We start from the raw sequence: 17,791 nt of genomic DNA, 5'->3' as shown, positions 1-17,791 counted from the left end.
ACGCGTTGTGCTGCCCTCTATCTCCGAGATCGGCCGCATCAGGCCGCTGTGAGCTCGGTTCCATTCTGGATCGGTAGGCGATCCGGAGAGCTTTCACACGTTGCACTTTTCGCGGATGGCGAGCGAGCGCGGAGGGGCGCGATCACCCCCTTTGATGTGATCACCGGCCGATCCGCATGCGGCTCTCACAACGTCACGAGGGTCGTCTCGACAACCGCGAGCCGACGCGACGGCGTCGCATGACAGGGATTGGAACGATGAAGCAGGTTTACGCCGGCGAACGGTGGCAGGCGCAGGGCGACGGGCTCCGTAACGAGGCCGGAACCGGGCCTGCACCTTTTTGCGGACGGCTCGATGCGGCTCGCGTTGTGCACCCCCAGCGCCGAACGCGATTGAAGCATGTTCGCGAGGCGTTGCTGCTCACCGTTGCTGTTCCCGGCCTTGCCGGGGTGATCGACCTCGCTTTTGCCATCGCTCCAGCGCAGGCGCAGTCCGTCTTCGCCACCGGCGACGCGACCCCGTCCGGCGCCACCTCTCCGACCTGGACGGTCTCCGGTGATCTTCATGTGGGCAATACTGGCACGGGCGCATTGACCCTTACGAATGGTGGTCAGGTCGCCAGTAATGCCATGGCAATCATCGGTGTGGGCGGGGACGCGGACGGCACCGTGACTGTCAGCGGCAACGGGTCGACCTGGAACCTCGGGACGTCCGGCAGCCTGACCGTGGGCGATTCCGGCACCGGTATTCTGACGATCGAGGATGGCGGGCAGGTGACTGGCGGTACGCAGACCTATGTCGGCTATATGCCCGGCTCCGTCGGCCAGGTCACCGTTACCGGGAGCGGCTCCACCTGGGACCTCGGGAGCAGCCTGTTCGTGCTGGGCAATGGCGGAACGGCCATGCTTTCCGTCGAAGACGGCGGCCTCGTGACGAGCGCCACGAGCTACATCGGCGCCAGCGGCGGCGGTTCCAGCCTGGTGACGGTGACTGGCAGCGGGTCGACCTGGACTCTCGGAAGCGAGGCTCTTTATGTGGCCTATGGGGGCGGTGGCGCGCTCACCGTCGACGAGGGTGGGCAGGTCACGACTGGAAGCGCGAACATTTCCGGGATGAAGGGTGTCTCGGGGACAATCACCGTTGCCGGAAGCGCTACGGAGGGGCAGGGTCGGTTGACCACCGGGCAGGTCATTGCAGGGCCGGGCACGGCGCAGCTCGTGTTCGACGGCGGGATTGTGCAGGCGAGCGGCGACCAGGCGGATTTCCTATCGGGCTTTCAGGCCGGCGACATCCTTGTGCAGAGTGGCGGTGCCTTCATCGACACCAACGGCTTCGACATCGGCATCAGCGCGATGGTCAAGGACGATCCCGGCCTGCCGCTGGGCTCCGGCGGGCTGACGAAGCTGGGCGCGGGAACGCTGACCCTCACCGGCATGAATACCTATAGCGGCCTCACCACGGTCGCGGCCGGGACGCTGATCGTCGGGCTCGATGGTCGGGGCTTCGTGGCCGGAGCTGTCTCTGTGTCTTCCGGTGCGCAACTGGGCGGCTCGGGATCGATCGGAGGCCTCGTGACGATCGCCAGCGGCGGCACACTGGCCCCGGGCAACGGCGTGGGCACGTTGAGCGTCAACGGTCTGGCTCTGAATGCGGCCTCGATCCTGGATTTTGAACTCGCGACGCCGGGCGTGACGGGTGCGGGGGTGAACGATCTCGTCGAGGTGAGCAATGCGCTTACCCTGGACGGACAACTTCACATCGACGCCCTCAGCGGCTTCGGCGTCGGTAGCTACACGCTGTTCCAGTATGCCTCGCTGACGGCGGACAGCGAGCTTCTGGTGGCCAGCGGCCCGGCCGGCTACAACTACACGGTCGATCTCTCGACCAGCGGTGAGGTCAACCTCGTCGTCAGCCAGGACGGATTGCAGTTCTGGAACGGGGAGACCACCACGGCGGACGGCGTGGTGCATGGCGGCACCAGCACGTGGGATGCCTCCTCCACCAACTGGACCGACCCGTTCGGGGCAACGAGCGCCACATGGGGGGCGCTGACGGCGGTTTTTTCCGGAGCCACGAGCACCGTGACGGTCGCCGAGGACGTGTCCGTCGCCGGGCTGCAGTTCGGCACGGATGGCTACGTGCTGAATGGTCCCGGCGCCATTCAGCTCACCGGCTCTTCCAGCGCCATTCTGGTCGATGCGGGCCTCACGGCGACCGTCAATGCCGAGCTGACCGGGGACGCGCGTCTCGACAAGACCGGCACTGGCACCCTGGTTCTGGGTGGCACAAACACCTATTCCGGCGGAACGCGGCTGCTGGCCGGCACCCTTGAGGTGTCCGTGGATGCCAATCTCGGCGTGGCATCCGGCGGGCTGACTTTTTACGGCGGGACGCTGGCCACCACCACGAGCTTCGCCACGGCCCGGGACGTCAGCCTGGCCGGCACCGGAACGTTCGACGTCGCCGATGGCACGGCTCTGGCCTTGACCGGCACCATCACCGGTGCCGGCGGGCTGGTGAAGCAGGGGGCCGGAACGCTGGTGCTCTCGGGCGCCAACGATTATGCGGGTGGCACCACCTTCGGCGCCGGTCGGGCGGAGGTGTCGGCAGACACCAATCTCGGCGCCGCGTCTGGTGGGCTGACCTTTGCCGGCGGCACGCTGGCGACGACCGCGAGCTTCACCTCGGCGCGGAACGTGGAGGTGGAGACGCTCGGCAGCCTCGACGTTGCGGGCAACAGCGCACTCGAACTCTCGGGCTCGATCTCCGGCGAGGGAACGCTGGCTAAGCAGGGGACGGGCGCGCTGGTGCTGTCAGGCCGCTCCACCGTTGACTGGGACATTCAGGAGGGCAGCCTTGCGGCACAGGCAACGGCCTTCGCCGGCGACGTGGCGATCGGCAGCGACGCGATCCTCCTTTTGAATGCCGGCACGGCGGCAAGCTATGCCGGCACGCTGACGGGGGAGGGCACCTTCGCCAAGACCGGTACCGGGTCCCTCAATTATACGGGGGATGGCGCGGGATTCTCCGGGCTGACACAGGTGGAGGCCGGCCGCCTGGCGGTGAATGGCACGCTGGGTGGCGCGGTGTCGGTCCTCTCCGGCGCCACGCTGGGCGGCAACGGCACGGTGGGGTCCGTGACGCTGGCCGACGGAGCCGTCATCGCGCCGGGCAATTCGACCGGCACGCTGAACGTGGCCGGCGACATCGTCTTCGCCGCCGGCTCCACCTATGAGGTCGAACTCGCTGGCGATGGAGCGAGCGACCTGATCCAAGTCAGCGGCCAGGCGGCTCTCAACGGGGCAAGCCTGACGCTGGCCGCGCTTGATCCGACGGTCAGCTATCAGAATGGCCGGAGCGCCATCATCCTCACGGCTGTGGGCGGCGTCGAAGGTAGCTTCGGGGCCATCGAGACGGGCTCGGTCTTTCTCGCCGCAGGAACCTCGGAAGAGGATGGCGCTGTCACCCTGACCATCGAACTCGCGAATGGGAGCGGTGGGGCCGCGCCGTCGGTGTTCAACTCCGTGGCGTGGACGGCGAACCAGTCTGCCACCGCCTCCGCCCTGGACACGCTGGCCCAGTCCGGGGCGCCCCTGGCCCTATACAATGCCCTTCTGTTCCTGCCGTCGGCGCAGGAGGCTCGCGCGGCCTTCGGGCAGTTGTCGGGCGAAGTGCATGCGTCCGCCCAGAGCATGTTCATGGAACAGAGCAGCCTGATCCGCGCGGCGCTGATCGACCGTCTGCGCGCCGCCCAGGGCGCTGTCGGCGCGTCGGCCGCCGGCTCGGTGAGCGTGGTCGAGACCTCATCCGGTGGCCTCGCTTATGCGGCGCCATCGTCTGCCCAGACGGCGGCGGATCTCAGCATGCCGGTGAAGGGGTCACACGCGCCCGTCGAGCGCTTCGCCCTTTGGACCACCGGGTTTGGCAACTGGGGCCGTTTCGATGGCACCGGCAACGCTGCCGGGCTCTCGGATTCCACCGGCGGCTTCCTGATCGGCGCCGATGCCATCATTGGTGACGGATGGCGGCTCGGGCTGGCCGGCGGCTACAGCACCACCAACTTTTCGGTGGCTGATCGCAGTTCCTCCGGCAGCAGCGACAATTGGCACGTCGGTCTTTACGGCGGCAAGACATGGGGCGCGCTCGCCCTGCGCACGGGTCTTGCCTATACGTGGCAGGACATCTCGACCGCGCGTTCGGTTGCCTTCTCCGGTTTTGCCGACAGCCTCTCTGCCGATTACGATGCCGGCACGTTCCAGACCTTCGGCGAGCTCGGCTGGCGCATCGACACGGCTTATGCGTCCTTCGAGCCCTATGCGAACCTCGCTTATGTCAATCTCGACACCGGTTCCTATCTTGAGCAGGGCGGGGCGGCGGCCCTGTCCTCCGGCGGCACCGGTATGGACACCACCTTCTCGATGCTGGGCTTGAGGGCATCGAGGCAGGTTACGGTTGGCAGCCTGGATACCATCCTGCGCGGAGCGATCGGCTGGCGTCATGCTTTCGGCGATATCACCCCGACCGTGACGCAGGCCTTCCTGAGCTCCGACGCCTTCACGGTGGCCGGCGTTCCCGTCGCGGAGAACGCTGCCATCCTGGAGGCTGGGCTGGATCTCAAGGTCGGCACCGGAACCACGCTGGGCGCCGCCTATACGGGCCAGTTCGGCGACGGGGTCATGGAGAATGGATTCAATGCAAATCTGAAGGTGCAATTTTAGACCGGCGATCCGACCATCATCGGCCTTTCCTGAAAGGCCGAGCCATTGCACAATTGAAGCGGCTCTTCCCGAAGGGGCCCCCTGTGCTCGGAAGGCAGCGCGCGCCCGGCATGTGCCTCCTACGGGCACGGTGCCCTGCGACATGAAGGAGCTGAACGGCGTCGTCCCGGAGCTTTTGCCTGAAACGCGCGAGGCCCCGCTGAAAGGGCCGATCCATCTGGCATTCTCCTTTGACGCGGATGTCGGTTGCCTTGGCGCGCCATTGACGAGCGCGGAGATTTTGCGCAGCGGGCTGAAGCCGCGTGGATGGATCGTGGGCGAGCGCAGCACTATGCAGCCCATCGTCACGCACATGGTGTTGTCCTGGTGGCGATCGCACCCAAAATGCTTACCGTAGCGTGAGGGCGGCCGTTCCCCGCATGGCTCGCATAGGGGCAGAGCGTAGGCCGAGCGGCGTGGCACCGCTTGGGTCCGAGCCGTGGCTCGGCCGATCGCCCGCACCGGTTCGTGATGTCGGTCGCTCAATGCAGAACAGCCCCGTCTGGGCATCAGTGTCGTCGCAGGTGAGGTGGTGGCAAATGCCGAATTGGCGTCATGTGCTCGGGCCGATGTTGCGTCCCGTCGGCCGCATCCACCCCATCAATTCAGCTCGTGGGAGGGGCATCCGCCTATCAGTTCAGATGTTGGAAAGGGCCTGCCCACGAATCGGATCAGCCGATAGGCTATATGCACCTCTCCGAGAACGCACCTTGCGTCTCGCACCTGAACCAAGATGTCCCCCCATGACCCCACCCAAGTCGCCAAGTGGCACCATCGAGGAGTTGGTTCTGAATTTTGCCCAGGAACACCCGGAGCTGGGGCAGTTTTCGGTGGCATCCGAACTCGGCAAGCTCGGGCATCGCGTGTCGCCGTCCACCGTGCGCAATATCTGGAAGCGGAACGGGCTGGAGACTGGCTACCAGCGTCTGATGGCGAAATCGAAGGCCCTCGGCGGCAAGGCGCAGGCGGTGTTGTCCACCGAGGAGCAGGCGCTGCTGAAGCGCGAGCGCCGCAACAGGAAGCTGGTCGCCGAGGCCCGCAACAGCGATGAGAACCCCGCCATGGTCCGGCGTGAGCGCATCCTGCTGGCGGCGGCGCAGGTGTTCGCGCGGAAGGGCTATGCGCACGCCTCGCTGAAGGAGGTCTGCGCGGCTGCCGGAATCCAGCCAGCATCCCTGTATTATCACTTCAAATCGAAGGAGGATCTGTTCGCCACGGTCCACCAGCTGGGCATCAAGCGCGTGATCGAGGCCATGGACGAAACGGCCGCCCGCTATGACGACCCCTGGCGGCGCCTGGAGGAAACCTGTGCGGCAGCGGTGCGCTTTCAGCTCGATCGCAGCGAACTGGCGGTGGTTGTTCGCGTGGATACGGGCGCGCAGCTCCATGCCAAGCTGCAGAAGAAGATCGATGCCGACCGCGCGGCCTATGAAGAGCGCTTCCGCCGCCAGATCGATCAGCTCCCGCTTCACCCGGAGGCGGACCGGACCCTGCTCCGCCTCGCTTTGCTGGGCGCCTTGAACTGGACCTCGGTCTGGTACCAGAAGGGCCGCCTCACGCCCGAAGAGATCGGCCGTGAGCTGATCCGCATCATCTTCGGCTACGGCCACCAGCGCGAGCCGAAGCCCGCGCCCGGATAACGCCGCCGCGACGGGCTCAAACGGTCAGGTAGGTCCGCCGGATCTCTTCGTTCTCGCCCAGTTCCGCCATGGTCCCATGGAAACGGATCTGCCCCTTTTCAAGGACATAGGCGCGATCGGACACCAATTCGGCGAAGTGCATGTTCTGCTCGGAGAGCAGGATCGAGACGCCCTGCGCCTTGAGTTCGAGGATCATGTGGATCATCTGCTCGACGATCACCGGGGCGACGCCCTCGGAGGGCTCATCCAAGAGAACCAGATACGGATTGCCCATGAGGGTGCGGGCGACGGTGAGCATCTGCTGCTCGCCGCCGCTCATGCGGCCGCCCAGCCGCCGGGGCATCTCACCCAGGTTCGGGAACAGGGCGAACAGGCGTTCGGCGGTCCATCGGGGCGCGTCTGCGCCATCCGGCCAGGTGCGGGGCGGCTGGCGTCCCACCTCCAGATTTTCCATCACCGTCAGGTCGCTGAAGATGCGGCGATCCTCGGGCACGATGCCGAGGCCGAGCCGCGACACCTGATAGGGCTGCGCCGTTGAAATATCGTGCCCGAAAAAGCGGATGGCGCCGCTGCGCTTCGCCAGCATGCCCATCAGCGCCTTAAGGGTGGTGGACTTGCCGGCGCCATTGCGTCCCATCAGGGCGACCAACTCACCACGCCGGACTTCGATGTCCACGTCGTAGAGGATCTGCGCGGCACCGTACCAGGCGCAAAGGCCCTTGGCCTCGAGGAGAGTTTCGGCAGTGTCGTTCACGTGCATGGCTTTCCGTAAATGACCGGTGCGGGCGGCGCGCCGGTCGGTTCGATGGCGGGGAGGGGCGGCGGACGGCGCGTGTCAGCGGCCCGGCTTCTCGAACGTCTTTCCGGTGCCGAAATAGACCTCCTGCACCTTGGGATGGTCGCGGATCTCAAGCGGGCGGCCTTCGGCGATCAGCCGGCCGCGGGCGAGCACGATCATGCGATCGGCATAGGCGAACACCACGTCCATGGAATGCTCGGTGAACAGCACTGCCATGCCCCGCTCCACCACCAGCTGCTTGGTCAGGGCCATCAGCGCATTGCGCTCGCCGGGCGCCATGCCGGCGGTGGGCTCGTCCATCAGCAGCAGCTTGGGGGCATTGGCCATCGCGATGGCGAGTTCCACCCGCTTCACATCGCCATAGGCGAGCACGCTGCAGGGGCGATCGGCCTGCGCCTTCATGCCGACACGATCCAGCAGTGCCAGGGCCTCGTCTCGCTCTTCATCGGCGGCCGGCCGCCACATGGCAAACAGCCTGCGCCGCTGCGACAGCAACGCCATCTGGACGTTCTCGACCACGGTCAACGAGCTGAACGTTTCCGCGATCTGGAAGGTGCGGCTCACGCCCAGCCGCCAGATCTCGCGCGGCTTGCGCCCCACCAGCTCGACGCCGTCGAGACGGATCGAGCCGGAATCGGCCTTCAGCTGTCCGTTGATCATGTTGAATGTGGTGGATTTACCAGCTCCGTTGGGGCCGATGAGGGCGAGCAGCTCGCCGCTCCTCAGCTCGAACGAGATGCCGGCCACCGCATCCACGCCGCCGAACGACTTGCCGAGGCCCGTCACTGTCAAAGCGCTCATCGCTCCGTCTCCCCATTGGCGGCGGCGGCCTGCATTGGATGTTGCGCCAGTTCGTCCGCGACCATGTCATCGCGACGGCCGCGCCACCGATCGGCGATCTCCTTGACCGCGCCGGCTATGCCCTGTGGGAAGGCCAGCACCAGCAGCAGGATGATGGCGCCAAGCATGGCCCGCCAATAATCGGTGTTGCGGGCCACCGCATCGTGGAGCCAGGAGAAGGTGAAGGCGCCGACCACCGGCCCCGCCAGGGTCTGAATGCCGCCCAGCAGCACCATGACCAGTCCGTCGACGGATCGGCCCACGCCCAGAGCCTCTGGCGAGATGCTCCCCTTGGAGAAGGCGAACAGCGCGCCCGCAACACCGCCGACGAGCCCGGCCAGCACGAAGCCCATCCATTGCTGGAGCTTCACGTCGATGCCGATGGCGTCGGCGCGCACGGCGGAATCCCGGCACGCGCGCAGGGTGTAACCGAAGGGCGAGAACAGGACCCGCCGCAGCCACCAGACGCCAAGAGCGGTGATAAGGAGCGTCAGCCAGTAGTAATTCTGCTTAGCGGCCAGCCATTGGGGCGGCCAGATCCCGGTCAGCCCGTTGCTGCCACCGGTCAAGCTGTCCCACTGGTAGACGATCGCCCAGGTGATCTGCGCGAAGGCGAGGGTGAGCATGGCGAGATAGGTGCCGGAGAGGCGAACGGCGAACCAGCCGAACACCAGGGCTCCAAGCCCCGCCACCAGCGGCGCCAGCACCAGCGCCACCTCCATGGGCAGCCCGCCCGCGCGGACCAGCAAGGCGGCGCCGTAGGCGCCAAGCCCGAAATAGGCGGCGTGGCCGAAGGAGTGCAGGCCGGCCGGACCCATGATGAAATGGAGGCTGGCGGCGAAAAGCGCGGCGATCAGCAGATCGATCAGCAGCACCGTGGTGTAGGGGGAGTCGGGTGTCAGAACCGGCAGCAGCGCCAGGGCCACGACCGCGGCTGCTGCCGCGGCCGCATAGCCAGGGCCGGACCGCCGCAGGGGCTCCTCCTGCATACCGAGATAGCGGCTCGGTGCCTGCGGCCGGCCCATGAGGCCCCACGGGCGCCAGACCAGAACCCCGGCCATCACCACGAACTCCACCACCAAGGTGAGCTTCGCGAAGGAGAACGAAAAGCCGCCGATGTTCACCACGCCGAGCCAGATGCACAGCGACTTGATCTCGCTGATCAGCAGGGCCGCTACATAGGCGCCGGGCAGGGAGCCGAGGCCGCCGACCACCACCACCACGAAAGCGGAGCTGATGGTGTTGATGTCCAGTTCCAGGGTGGCCGGCTCCCGCGGAAGCTGCAGGGCGCCGCCCAGCCCCGCCAGCAGGGAGCCGATGGCGAACACTGCAGTGAAGAGCCAGGCCTGATTGATGCTGAGCGCACTCACCATCTCCCGGTCCTGGGTCGCTGCGCGCACCAGGGTTCCAAAGCGGGTCCGCGCCAGCAGAAGCCACACCGCGCCGAGAACCAGCGGTCCGATGATGATCAGGAACAGATCATAGCTTGGGAAGCTGCGCCCCAGAATCTCCACGGCCCCGCTCAGACCCGGAGCGCGTGGACCCAGCAGTTCGTCGGGTCCCCAAAGGTAGAGAACCGCGTCCTTGATGATGAGAACCAGCGCGAAGGTGGCCAGGAGCTGGAACAGCTCGGGCGCTTTGTAGATCCGTCGCAGCAGCACGATCTCGATGCTGGCGCCGACGGCGGCCACCGCAATGGCCGCGACCGGCAGCGCCAGCCAGAAGCCGATGCCGCCCCAGCCCACGCCGGCGAGCAGCTCCGCCAGGCTGTAGGCGACATATATTCCAACCATGAAGAACGAGCCGTGCGCGAAATTGACAATCCGCGTCACGCCAAAAATGAGCGATAGCCCCGCCGCCACCAGGAATAATGACGAGGCGGATGCAAGCCCGTTCAGAAGCTGGACGATCAAACCGGAAAAGCTCATCTTCCATTGTTCTTTCTCAGCTGCTCTCCTTCCGGGTGAAAAGCATCAACCGGGCGAGAGCCTGTCATTTCAAGAGATGTTTTGAGGGGCGGAGCACGGCCAGCGGCGCGGCGCCGGGCGTGCTCCGAGGGATGGCGGGGCGCTATTGGGCCGCGCGGGACTTCTCAATCTGGTCGGCGGGCGGCTGAAACTTCGGATCGGCGCCGCTGAGATAGCGGTAGTCCACCATCTCGCCCCTGCCATCCACGTTACGGGTCTGGCCGACAAAGGCCCCCATGGTGGACTGATGATCTTGCGGCCGGAAGCTGATCTTGCCGAGCGGCATCTCCACCTCCAGGCCTTCAAACGCATCCACCAGCTTTTCGGAATCCGTGCTCTTGGCCTTCGCGAGGCCGGCCGCGGCGGATTTGATCATGGTGTAGCCCACCAGGGAGCCGAGGCGCGGGTAGTCCTTAAACTTTGACTCATAGGCATCGAGAAATGCCTTATGGGCGGGCGTATCGATGCCGGCGTAGGGGTAGCCGGTGACGATCCAGCCATTGGGCGCCTCGCCCTTCAGGGGATCGAGATATTCCGGCTCGCCGGTGAGAATGCTCACAACGGCGCGGTCCTTGAACAGGCCACGGGTGTTGCCTTCGCGCACGAATTTTGACAGATCGGCGCCGAACAGCATGTTGACGATGGCGTCCGGCTGGGCATCCGCCAGCGCCTGGACCACGCTGCCCGCGTCGACCTTGCCGAGCGGGGTGGCCTGTTCGGCCACGAATTCCACATCAGGCTGGGCCGCCTTCAGCAGCGTCTTGAACGCGGCCGCCGCCGATTGCCCGTATTCGTAGTTGGGATACACGACCGCCCAGCGCTTCTTGTTGAGCTTTGCCGCATCCGGCACCAGCATCGAGGCCTGCGTGTAGGTTCCGGGCCGCAGGCGGAAGGTGTAGCGATTTCCGCCCTGCCAGGTGAGGCGATCGGTGAGCGGTTCGCCGGCCAGATAAACCACCTTCTTCTGCTTGGCGAAGTCCGACACCGCAAGGCCGGTATTGGACAGGAAGCCGCCGACCAGCATCTGCACCTTCTCGCGAGACACAAGCTCTTCGGCCTGCCGTACGGCATCGCCCGGATTGGCGTTGTCGTCGCGGATGACGAGCTCGATCCTGCGTCCGTCGACGCCGCCGGCGGCGTTGATCTCCTCAACCGCCAGCTCCATGCCCTTCCGGTAGGGCTCGAGGAAGGCCGGTTGCGCCTTATAGCTGTTGATCTCGCCGATCTTCAGCGGCTCTTGGCCCTGGGCCGTGGCGGCGGCAAACACGGTGCAGCCAGCGAGCAGAGCCGCCCTCATAATGCACTGAAATGACATTATAATTGTCCTTCTGGATGGATTTTTATGTGGCCGCCTCAGGTCCTCAATGACGCCTGAGTTGCCTTGACCGAAGGCCGGCGATATGCAAGATAACTTGTCGAACATGAATTCGACAAGGTAATTTTGTCGCCGGACATGCGGCCTCCGTCAAGACCCCCTTGCAGCCTCCATCGCCCGCCCCGGAGGCGGCGGCTCTGCGGTCACGCGGGCGGCGTGGCAGCGATGTCGGCGGTGGAAATCGGGCGGTTATGGAATTGGGGAAGAAAATAAAAGTATGAAAAAAACATCCATAAAGCTGATGGAAATGGCTGATGACGCTCCATTTTCCATGCCGCGACGCATCGGTTTCGGTGAAGCGGATGCTGCGAGAATCGTGTATACAGTTCGATTTTTCGACTATGCGATCGATGCGATCGATGCGTGGTTTGATTCCATCGCGGGTGCAAGCTTTTACGTACTAAATACAGAGTACGATATCAGTTGCCCCTTCGTTCATGCTGAGCTGGATTTCCAGGCCCCGCTCCGACCGGGGGATGATCTGGTCACGCAAGTCTTCGTTGAGCGCCTCGGCCGTTCGTCACTGACCTTCCGGGTGCGGGGGATGCTGCGCGCGGGGCGGCCATGCTTCTCCGGGCGCTTCACTGTGAGCTTCATCGCGCCCAGCCTCATGAAGGCCATGCCGGTGCCGGCGGAGATCGCGGCGCGGGTGGAGCTCTACCAGGCGCGGTGCGCGGCTTGGTCTTTGGCTCAGGCAGAGGTGGGCGCCGAAGGGCGCGAGGTTGCGCAAGGGCCTGCTCGGGGAGCCTGAACACGCTTATGCGGGCTCGAATTTGCGATGGCAGAAATTGGATTGGATCGGAAAATGGCGTCTGTTCAAGGCTATGATGTCGAAGTCGTGGAAGGTGTGCGCCGGTTTGTCGAACGGGAAGTCCTTGGCAAAGCTCAGGCGCTGGAAGCGGACGAGGCCTATCCCAGCCACGTCGTGAAGGGGCTGGCGGATCTCGGCCTGTTCGGCATTTGTGTGCCGCAGGCCTATGGCGGGCTGGAATTGGACATCCCCACCTATGCCAAGCTCATGGAGGAGCTCGGCTATGGCTGGACGACGCTGAACTGCTTCATCAACGGCCACTGCTCCGCTTCCTCCATCCTCGCCAAGTACGGCACCGAGGCCCAGCGCGCGTCGCTGCTGCCGCGCATGGCCACCGGCGAACTGCGCGTCGCCATTGCGTTGACGGAGCCGTCGGGCGGCTCGGACCTGCAGGCCATCCGCACCAGTGCGACGCGCCAGCCGGACGGCAGCTATCGCCTGCGCGGCAACAAGATCTTCATCACCAATGGCGAGCGGGCCGGTGCCGTGGTGGTCCTCACCCGCACCGGCAGCGGCAAGTCCGCATTCAGCCTGTTCGTCATCGAGAAGGGGCGCGCGGGCTTCAGCGTCGGCGCGCATGCGCGCACCATGGCCCACCGCCACGTGGATGTGACGGAGCTGAACTTCGATGATGTGATCGTTTCCGCCGATGATCTCGTGGGTGGGGTGGAAGGGTCGGGACTGGCCCAGATGCTGGATGCACTGGAAACGGGCCGCATCGCCATGGCGGCGAGCGCGGTCGGGCTCGCGCGCTCGGCGCTGAAGGCGTCCGTGGATTATGCGGCCGAGCGCTCCAGCTTCGGCCAGCCCATTGGCCAGCATCAGGCCATTCAGGGCCTGCTGGCGGACATGGCGGCCAAGACGGCGGCCGCCCGCGCGCTGGTGCATGAGGCGGCCCAGTTCAAGGCACAGGGTCAGCGCTCCGACATGATGGCGGGCATGGCCAAGCTGTTCGCGGGTGAGGTGTGTGCCGAAGTGGCGCTGAACTGTGTGCGCATTCACGGCGGCTCTGGCTTCGTCTCGGACTTTCCCGCCGAGCGCTATTATCGCGAAGCGCCGTATTTCAGTCTCACCGAAGGGTCGAACGAGATCCAGAGGACGGTCATCGCCCGTCGCCTTCTCAAGGGCGATGCGCAGGCCATCGGCTTGTGAGGGGGCTGAGATGGAGATGCTCAACATGCCGGCTGAAGAAACGGCCCTGACCCGCATCGACGCGAATGCGGCCCGCAATCCTTCCCATCCGGCGATCCTCTTCGATGATCAGGTCATCACCTATGGGGAACTGGCGGCGGCCTCCAGGCGCATGGCCCATGCCCTCATGAACCGGGGTGTAAAGCCCGGCGATCATGTGTGCCTGTTGGCACCCAACAGCCCGGACTATTACGTGGTCTATCTGGCGACCCTGCGCTGCGGGGCGACCTTCTTTCCGATCAACACGGAGCTGTCGGTCGAGGAGGTCGCCTATATTATCGCCAATTCTCGACCGGTCTTGATGCTGACGGCTGAAGCGCTGCAGGCGAAGGTCGAGGCCGCGCGGGCGGCGGGTGTTCGGATCGGTGCCGACCTGTCCCTGGAGACGCTGACCGGGGAGGCCGATGGGCAGCCGGTGGAGGGCCCCTTTCCGGTTCGCGGACCGGCTGACGTGGCCGTGGTCATCCACACCTCCGGCACGACGGCGCAGCCGAAGGGTGTCGTCGCCACGGATCAGATGGAGGTGCTCTCCGCTTCGGCCTTGCAAGAGCGCTGGGCCATCACGCCCGGTGACATCTCGGTCTGCGCCTTGCCGCTGTCCTACACGTTCGGCCTGTTCTCAGCCTCGTTCGTGGCACTCTCGGCGGGGGCGACCATCCTGCTTTTCCCCAAGTTCAACCCGGTCCGCGTGCTGGAGGGCATTGTCCGCCATCGTGCCACCTACATGGTCGGCGTGCCCACCATGTATGCCATGATGCTGGAACACGTCCGCCAGACGGGCCGGCGCTATGATCTTGCCTCGGTGCGCATGATGGCGGCGTCGGGCGCGCCGATCACGCCGCAGACGAAGGAAGATTTCCATGCCGCTCTGGGCGTGCGCCTGCGTGATTACTATGCGCTGTCCGAGTGCACGCCGATTTTCTCGTTCGATCTGTCCACCGAGCAGGGGATTCCGCCTTTGGGTTCTGTCGGCACCTTGGTTCCGGGTGCCGAAGTCAAGATCATCGACGATCATGGCGCGCCGGCCGCGCCCGGCGTTGCCGGCGAACTCCTGGTTCGCTCGGAGCGGCTGATGCCGGGCTATTATGAGGACCCCGAGCGCACCGCCGCGGCCTTCGACGGCGCCTGGTTCCGGACCCGCGATTTCGCCTATAGCGATGCCGATGGACATTACTTCATCGTCGGGCGCGACCGTGATCAGGTCATATCGGGCGGCCACAAGATCGCGTCGACCGAGGTGGAAAGCCTGATCGCACGGCTGCCGCAGGTGGCCCAGGTGGCGGTCGTCGGCGCGCCCCATGAGGTTCTCGGGGAGCAGGTGAAGGCGGTCATCGTCCTCAAGCCCGGCCAGCAGCTGACGGCCGATGACGTGACCGGTTTCTGCGAACAGCACCTCGCGACCTACAAGATCCCGCGGCAGGTGGAGTTCCGCGCCGATCTGCCCATCAGTCCCGCGGGTAAGGTCCTGAAGCGCCAGTTGATTTGAGATGAGGCGCACACTGCAGCGTATCTCGCAGGGGGAGAACACACGATCATGAGTCTTGTTCAGGTGCGCAAGCGGTGCCTTGCGATTGAGACCATTTGGCACGATGGAGGACCGGTGGCCTCGACACCGTTGCGGCTGGCCGTCGCCACCGCCGTCGTTCAAAATCCCTATGCCGGCCGCTATGAGGAGGACATCACCCCCTTCATGGCAGCGCTGCGTCCGCTCGGCCGGGAGCTGGCGGACGAGCTCACCCAGCTCTGGGGCAAGGAGGCTGTGGAGGTTTATGGCAAGGCGGCCATCGTCGGCATTCATGGTGAGCTGGAGCACGGTGCCGTATGGCACGAAGCGGGAGGCTGGGCCATGCGGGAGGCCCTTGACCAGCCAAAAGCCATTGTTCCGTCGGTGAAAGCGGTGGCGAGCGCCGGCTATCGGATGATGATGCCGCTCCACTACATTCACGCTGCTTATGTGCGAAGTCACTTCAATGGCATTGAAGTGGGCCTCCAGGACGCACCGCGCCCCAACGAGATCCTGTTCGCCTTGGCCATGGGCACCGGCGGGCGCGTCCATTCCCGACTGGGCGGCCTGCAGAAGGAGGCGGTCAGCGTGCACGATGGCCAGCGTTGATCGAAGACCCCCGCCGGACCTGAGCGTATGGCTTCCCCGGCCACCGCTGAATGTTCTGGTTCGAATTTAAAGTGCCGTGGGTTCGTTGACATCATACGAAATTGCCGGCCTCGGTGGCCTGATGGTCCGGGGTTCCAGACCGCTGTTTGGCTGGCGCCGAACAACTGTAGTGGTTGACGCAGTGATGATCAAAAGTACATGCGCCTGCATCCACCAATATCGTTGGCGGGATGAAGAAGAGGGAAGGGCGGCGCTGATGGTCGCTGTATGTTGCGCTCCGGGGATCAACAGACGGCTATCGCCCGCGGTCCGGTAACGATCGACTATGTGAGGACCATTGAGCTTATGGCCCGACATGTTGCCCCCGCGTTGTGGCTGTGCTCGGAGAGATCGAGGCTCCTTGTAGAAACTGGACCAGCGCGGCTTTCCGGGAGCCTCGGTCGATTGCATAGGCGGTCTGTTTGAACTCAATCCCGTCGAGCAGCCCCTGAATGTAACCAGAGATGGTATCTGCTGCCATGATCAGGGCGGTGTCGAGCGTATGGATATAGTTGCTAGTGACCGACCCCTTCGCATGGCCGACCAGAGCGGCGATGGTGACCTCGGTGAAACCCAAATCGTTCGCGACGCTGGCGAAGCTGTGGCGCAGGATGTGAGGGGTGACATCGGCCAAGGGCGAGTTGGCGAAGATCTTCCTCCAGTGATTGGGAAAGCTGCCGAACGCGCTCTCGCCGCCCCGGCCCGGGAAGACGTGCTCTCCGATCGCGTCCTTCCGGCGCCTCTCTAGATATTCCACCACGGGTAACCCAATGGGTCGGACGGAGCTTCCCTCCTTGCTATCCTTCAGGCGCAGGCAACTGCAATCCGTATCGGCTTCATCCCATTGCAGCGTGACCATCTCCATGCGCCGACAGCCGGTGAGGGCGATCTGGCGGATGATCTCGACCGACATCCGGTAGCTCTCGTTCTCGGCTGCGGCCTTGAGAAGGTCGCCGAGGACGCGATATTCGGCTTCGCTCAGCCGCCGGGCGCGGACATTGTCCTTCGGCCGCCGCACGCCGTGTGCCGGGTTCGTTTCGATAACCCCGGCTTCGACCGCATAGGTGAGGATGCCGCCGAGCAGACCGATTGTCCGCGTGGCTGTGCCGGCGCCGCCTCTCACGATGGACTTGCCGCGCAGGTTCTTCGTCATGACGGTGATACGCGTCTTCCCTGCCATGATGTCCTTCATGGCCTTCGTGATGTCGGCTTTCGTCAGGTCCCTGACGCGACGCGAGCCGAGGAGGGGAACGATATGACGGTGGATGCGGCCGAGATCGGAGGCGATCGTGCCCGGCTTCTTGGAGCGGCCACCCTTTCCGAGGATGAGACCCGCTTGCAGATCGGCAAGGTAGAGGTCACAGAGTTCCTTGACTGTGAGTGCTTTCCGATCGAGCAGCCGTTCTTCGGCCGGGTCGTCGCCTTGCGCGATCCGGCCCAATTGCGCCTTGGCTTCCTGGCGCGCGCGTTCCGGTGTCCACACTCCGTGCAGCCCGATCGTGAACCGGCGCGATCGGCCAGCCGACCGATACTGAAGGACGTAGCTTCGCCTTCCGGACGTGAAAACCCGGAGGCCAAAACCAGGGAGCTCATCGTCCCAGATCACGTAGTCCTTGGCGCCGGCTTCCGCGGCATCGACGGCCCTCTTGGTGAGCTTAGCCATGGAGATCCTCCGCCCCGGTCGCCCCGTTTCGCGTAAGCACCACGTAAGCAACGGGAAGAAAGTGGTAGCGAGGGGAAGCGTAGCCTGGGCTAGCGGGTGCCACAAATTCTTTTTCAACAACAGTATGATAGCGTATCATCTCGCGCTCCATCGTGATTTCGACGGAGCTACCAGTAATCCCTCCGAAGGCGGAGGCCACACGTTCGAATCGTGTCGGGTGCGCCATTTCAATTAAGGGTTGTATTGACATTTGGGTGGCAGGCGCCCGTTTTTGTCCTCGTGCTGGAAGCTGATTGGCACGCCTTGGCAGGGGCGTGGCGCGGCTCGTACCTGCATCCGAATCCCGTCTGCTCCAAAATTCGACAGGGTATGAGCCGCGCGGCTTGGCGCCCCTGGCTCCCACGGTCTCTTGCGTGCCACGCGGTCGGTAGATCCCCTATGCCTCGCGCGGTGATCAGGTCTTCCTTTACAAGCACCGGGACAGCTTCCGTCTTTTATCTGAACACTCTCTGTGACAGATGCGTCGTGCAAGGGAGGGCGCTATCCCGCCGCTCTGAATGACGGGCACAGCAACCGCAGCAGGGGCTCCCCTCTCC

The 17,791-nt window shown here is 64.8% G+C and carries 12 protein-coding genes; 7 read left to right on the top strand and 5 right to left on the bottom strand.

All coding sequences use genetic code 11. The features are described 5' to 3' along the window. Window positions 1–257 precede the first annotated feature (257 nt). The 3 genes from V5F53_RS09415 (at window position 258) to V5F53_RS09405 (ending at window position 6,397) form a co-directional block, all read left to right on the top strand. Window positions 258–4,718: an autotransporter domain-containing protein gene (locus V5F53_RS09415; protein WP_393998533.1), complete on the top strand. Its 4,461-nt coding sequence runs from the start codon at window positions 258–260 to the stop codon at window positions 4,716–4,718. Window positions 4,719–4,860: 142 nt separating this feature from the next. Then, window positions 4,861–5,115, top strand: coding sequence for a hypothetical protein (locus tag V5F53_RS09410; protein WP_393998532.1), 255 nt, complete (start codon window positions 4,861–4,863; stop codon window positions 5,113–5,115). Window positions 5,116–5,500: 385 nt separating this feature from the next. Beyond that, window positions 5,501–6,397 carry a TetR/AcrR family transcriptional regulator gene (locus V5F53_RS09405; RefSeq protein WP_393998531.1) on the top strand — a complete coding sequence of 299 codons (897 nt, stop codon included), beginning with the start codon at window positions 5,501–5,503 and terminating at the stop codon, window positions 6,395–6,397. A gap of 16 nt (window positions 6,398–6,413) precedes the next feature. Here V5F53_RS09405 and V5F53_RS09400 read toward each other — a convergent pair whose 3' ends face one another. The 4 genes from V5F53_RS09400 to V5F53_RS09385 all read right to left on the bottom strand — a co-directional run bounded on the left by V5F53_RS09400 (window position 6,414) and on the right by V5F53_RS09385 (window position 11,300). After that, entirely contained in the window at window positions 6,414–7,157 is a 744-nt protein-coding gene (locus tag V5F53_RS09400; protein WP_393998530.1) for an ABC transporter ATP-binding protein, read from the bottom strand. Between the two features lie 75 nt (window positions 7,158–7,232). Further along, entirely contained in the window at window positions 7,233–7,997 is a 765-nt protein-coding gene (locus V5F53_RS09395; protein ID WP_393998529.1) for an ABC transporter ATP-binding protein, read from the bottom strand. Further along, window positions 7,994–9,964, bottom strand: coding sequence for an ABC transporter permease (locus tag V5F53_RS09390; protein WP_393998528.1), 1,971 nt, complete (start codon window positions 9,962–9,964; stop codon window positions 7,994–7,996). The genes V5F53_RS09395 and V5F53_RS09390 overlap by 4 nt, the downstream gene beginning before the upstream one ends. A 142-nt stretch (window positions 9,965–10,106) precedes the next feature. Beyond that, the gene (locus V5F53_RS09385; RefSeq protein ID WP_393998566.1) at window positions 10,107–11,300 is read right to left on the bottom strand and encodes an ABC transporter substrate-binding protein; all 1,194 of its coding nucleotides are present in this window, start codon (window positions 11,298–11,300) and stop codon (window positions 10,107–10,109) included. 295 nt (window positions 11,301–11,595) lie between these two features. On the opposite strand from V5F53_RS09385, the gene V5F53_RS09380 reads away from it, so the two are divergent. Genes V5F53_RS09380 through V5F53_RS09365 form a run of 4 tightly spaced genes read left to right on the top strand, consistent with a single transcriptional unit; the run spans window position 11,596 to window position 15,493 of the window. Next, a complete protein-coding gene (locus V5F53_RS09380) occupies window positions 11,596–12,129 on the top strand; it encodes an acyl-CoA thioesterase (RefSeq protein WP_393998527.1) in 534 nt (177 codons plus the stop codon). 54 nt (window positions 12,130–12,183) lie between these two features. Further along, window positions 12,184–13,341, top strand: coding sequence for an acyl-CoA dehydrogenase family protein (locus V5F53_RS09375; protein WP_393998526.1), 1,158 nt, complete (start codon window positions 12,184–12,186; stop codon window positions 13,339–13,341). Window positions 13,342–13,351: 10 nt separating this feature from the next. Beyond that, the gene (locus V5F53_RS09370) at window positions 13,352–14,866 is read left to right on the top strand and encodes a class I adenylate-forming enzyme family protein (protein WP_393998525.1); all 1,515 of its coding nucleotides are present in this window, start codon (window positions 13,352–13,354) and stop codon (window positions 14,864–14,866) included. Window positions 14,867–14,914: 48 nt separating this feature from the next. Further along, window positions 14,915–15,493: an amino acid synthesis family protein gene (locus V5F53_RS09365; RefSeq protein WP_393998524.1), complete on the top strand. Its 579-nt coding sequence runs from the start codon at window positions 14,915–14,917 to the stop codon at window positions 15,491–15,493. Window positions 15,494–15,836: 343 nt separating this feature from the next. Here the strand turns inward: V5F53_RS09365 and V5F53_RS09360 are convergent, their stop codons facing one another. After that, window positions 15,837–17,195, bottom strand: a complete 1,359-nt coding sequence (locus V5F53_RS09360; protein WP_393998523.1) for a tyrosine-type recombinase/integrase — start codon at window positions 17,193–17,195, stop codon at window positions 15,837–15,839. Window positions 17,196–17,791: the final 596 nt, after the last annotated feature.

This window comes from Xanthobacter cornucopiae, from assembly GCF_043195065.2.
In the GTDB taxonomy this organism is placed as follows: domain Bacteria; phylum Pseudomonadota; class Alphaproteobacteria; order Rhizobiales; family Xanthobacteraceae; genus Xanthobacter.
Note: the sequence above shows the minus strand (reverse complement) of the source record. Positions and strands in the feature narration are given on the sequence as shown.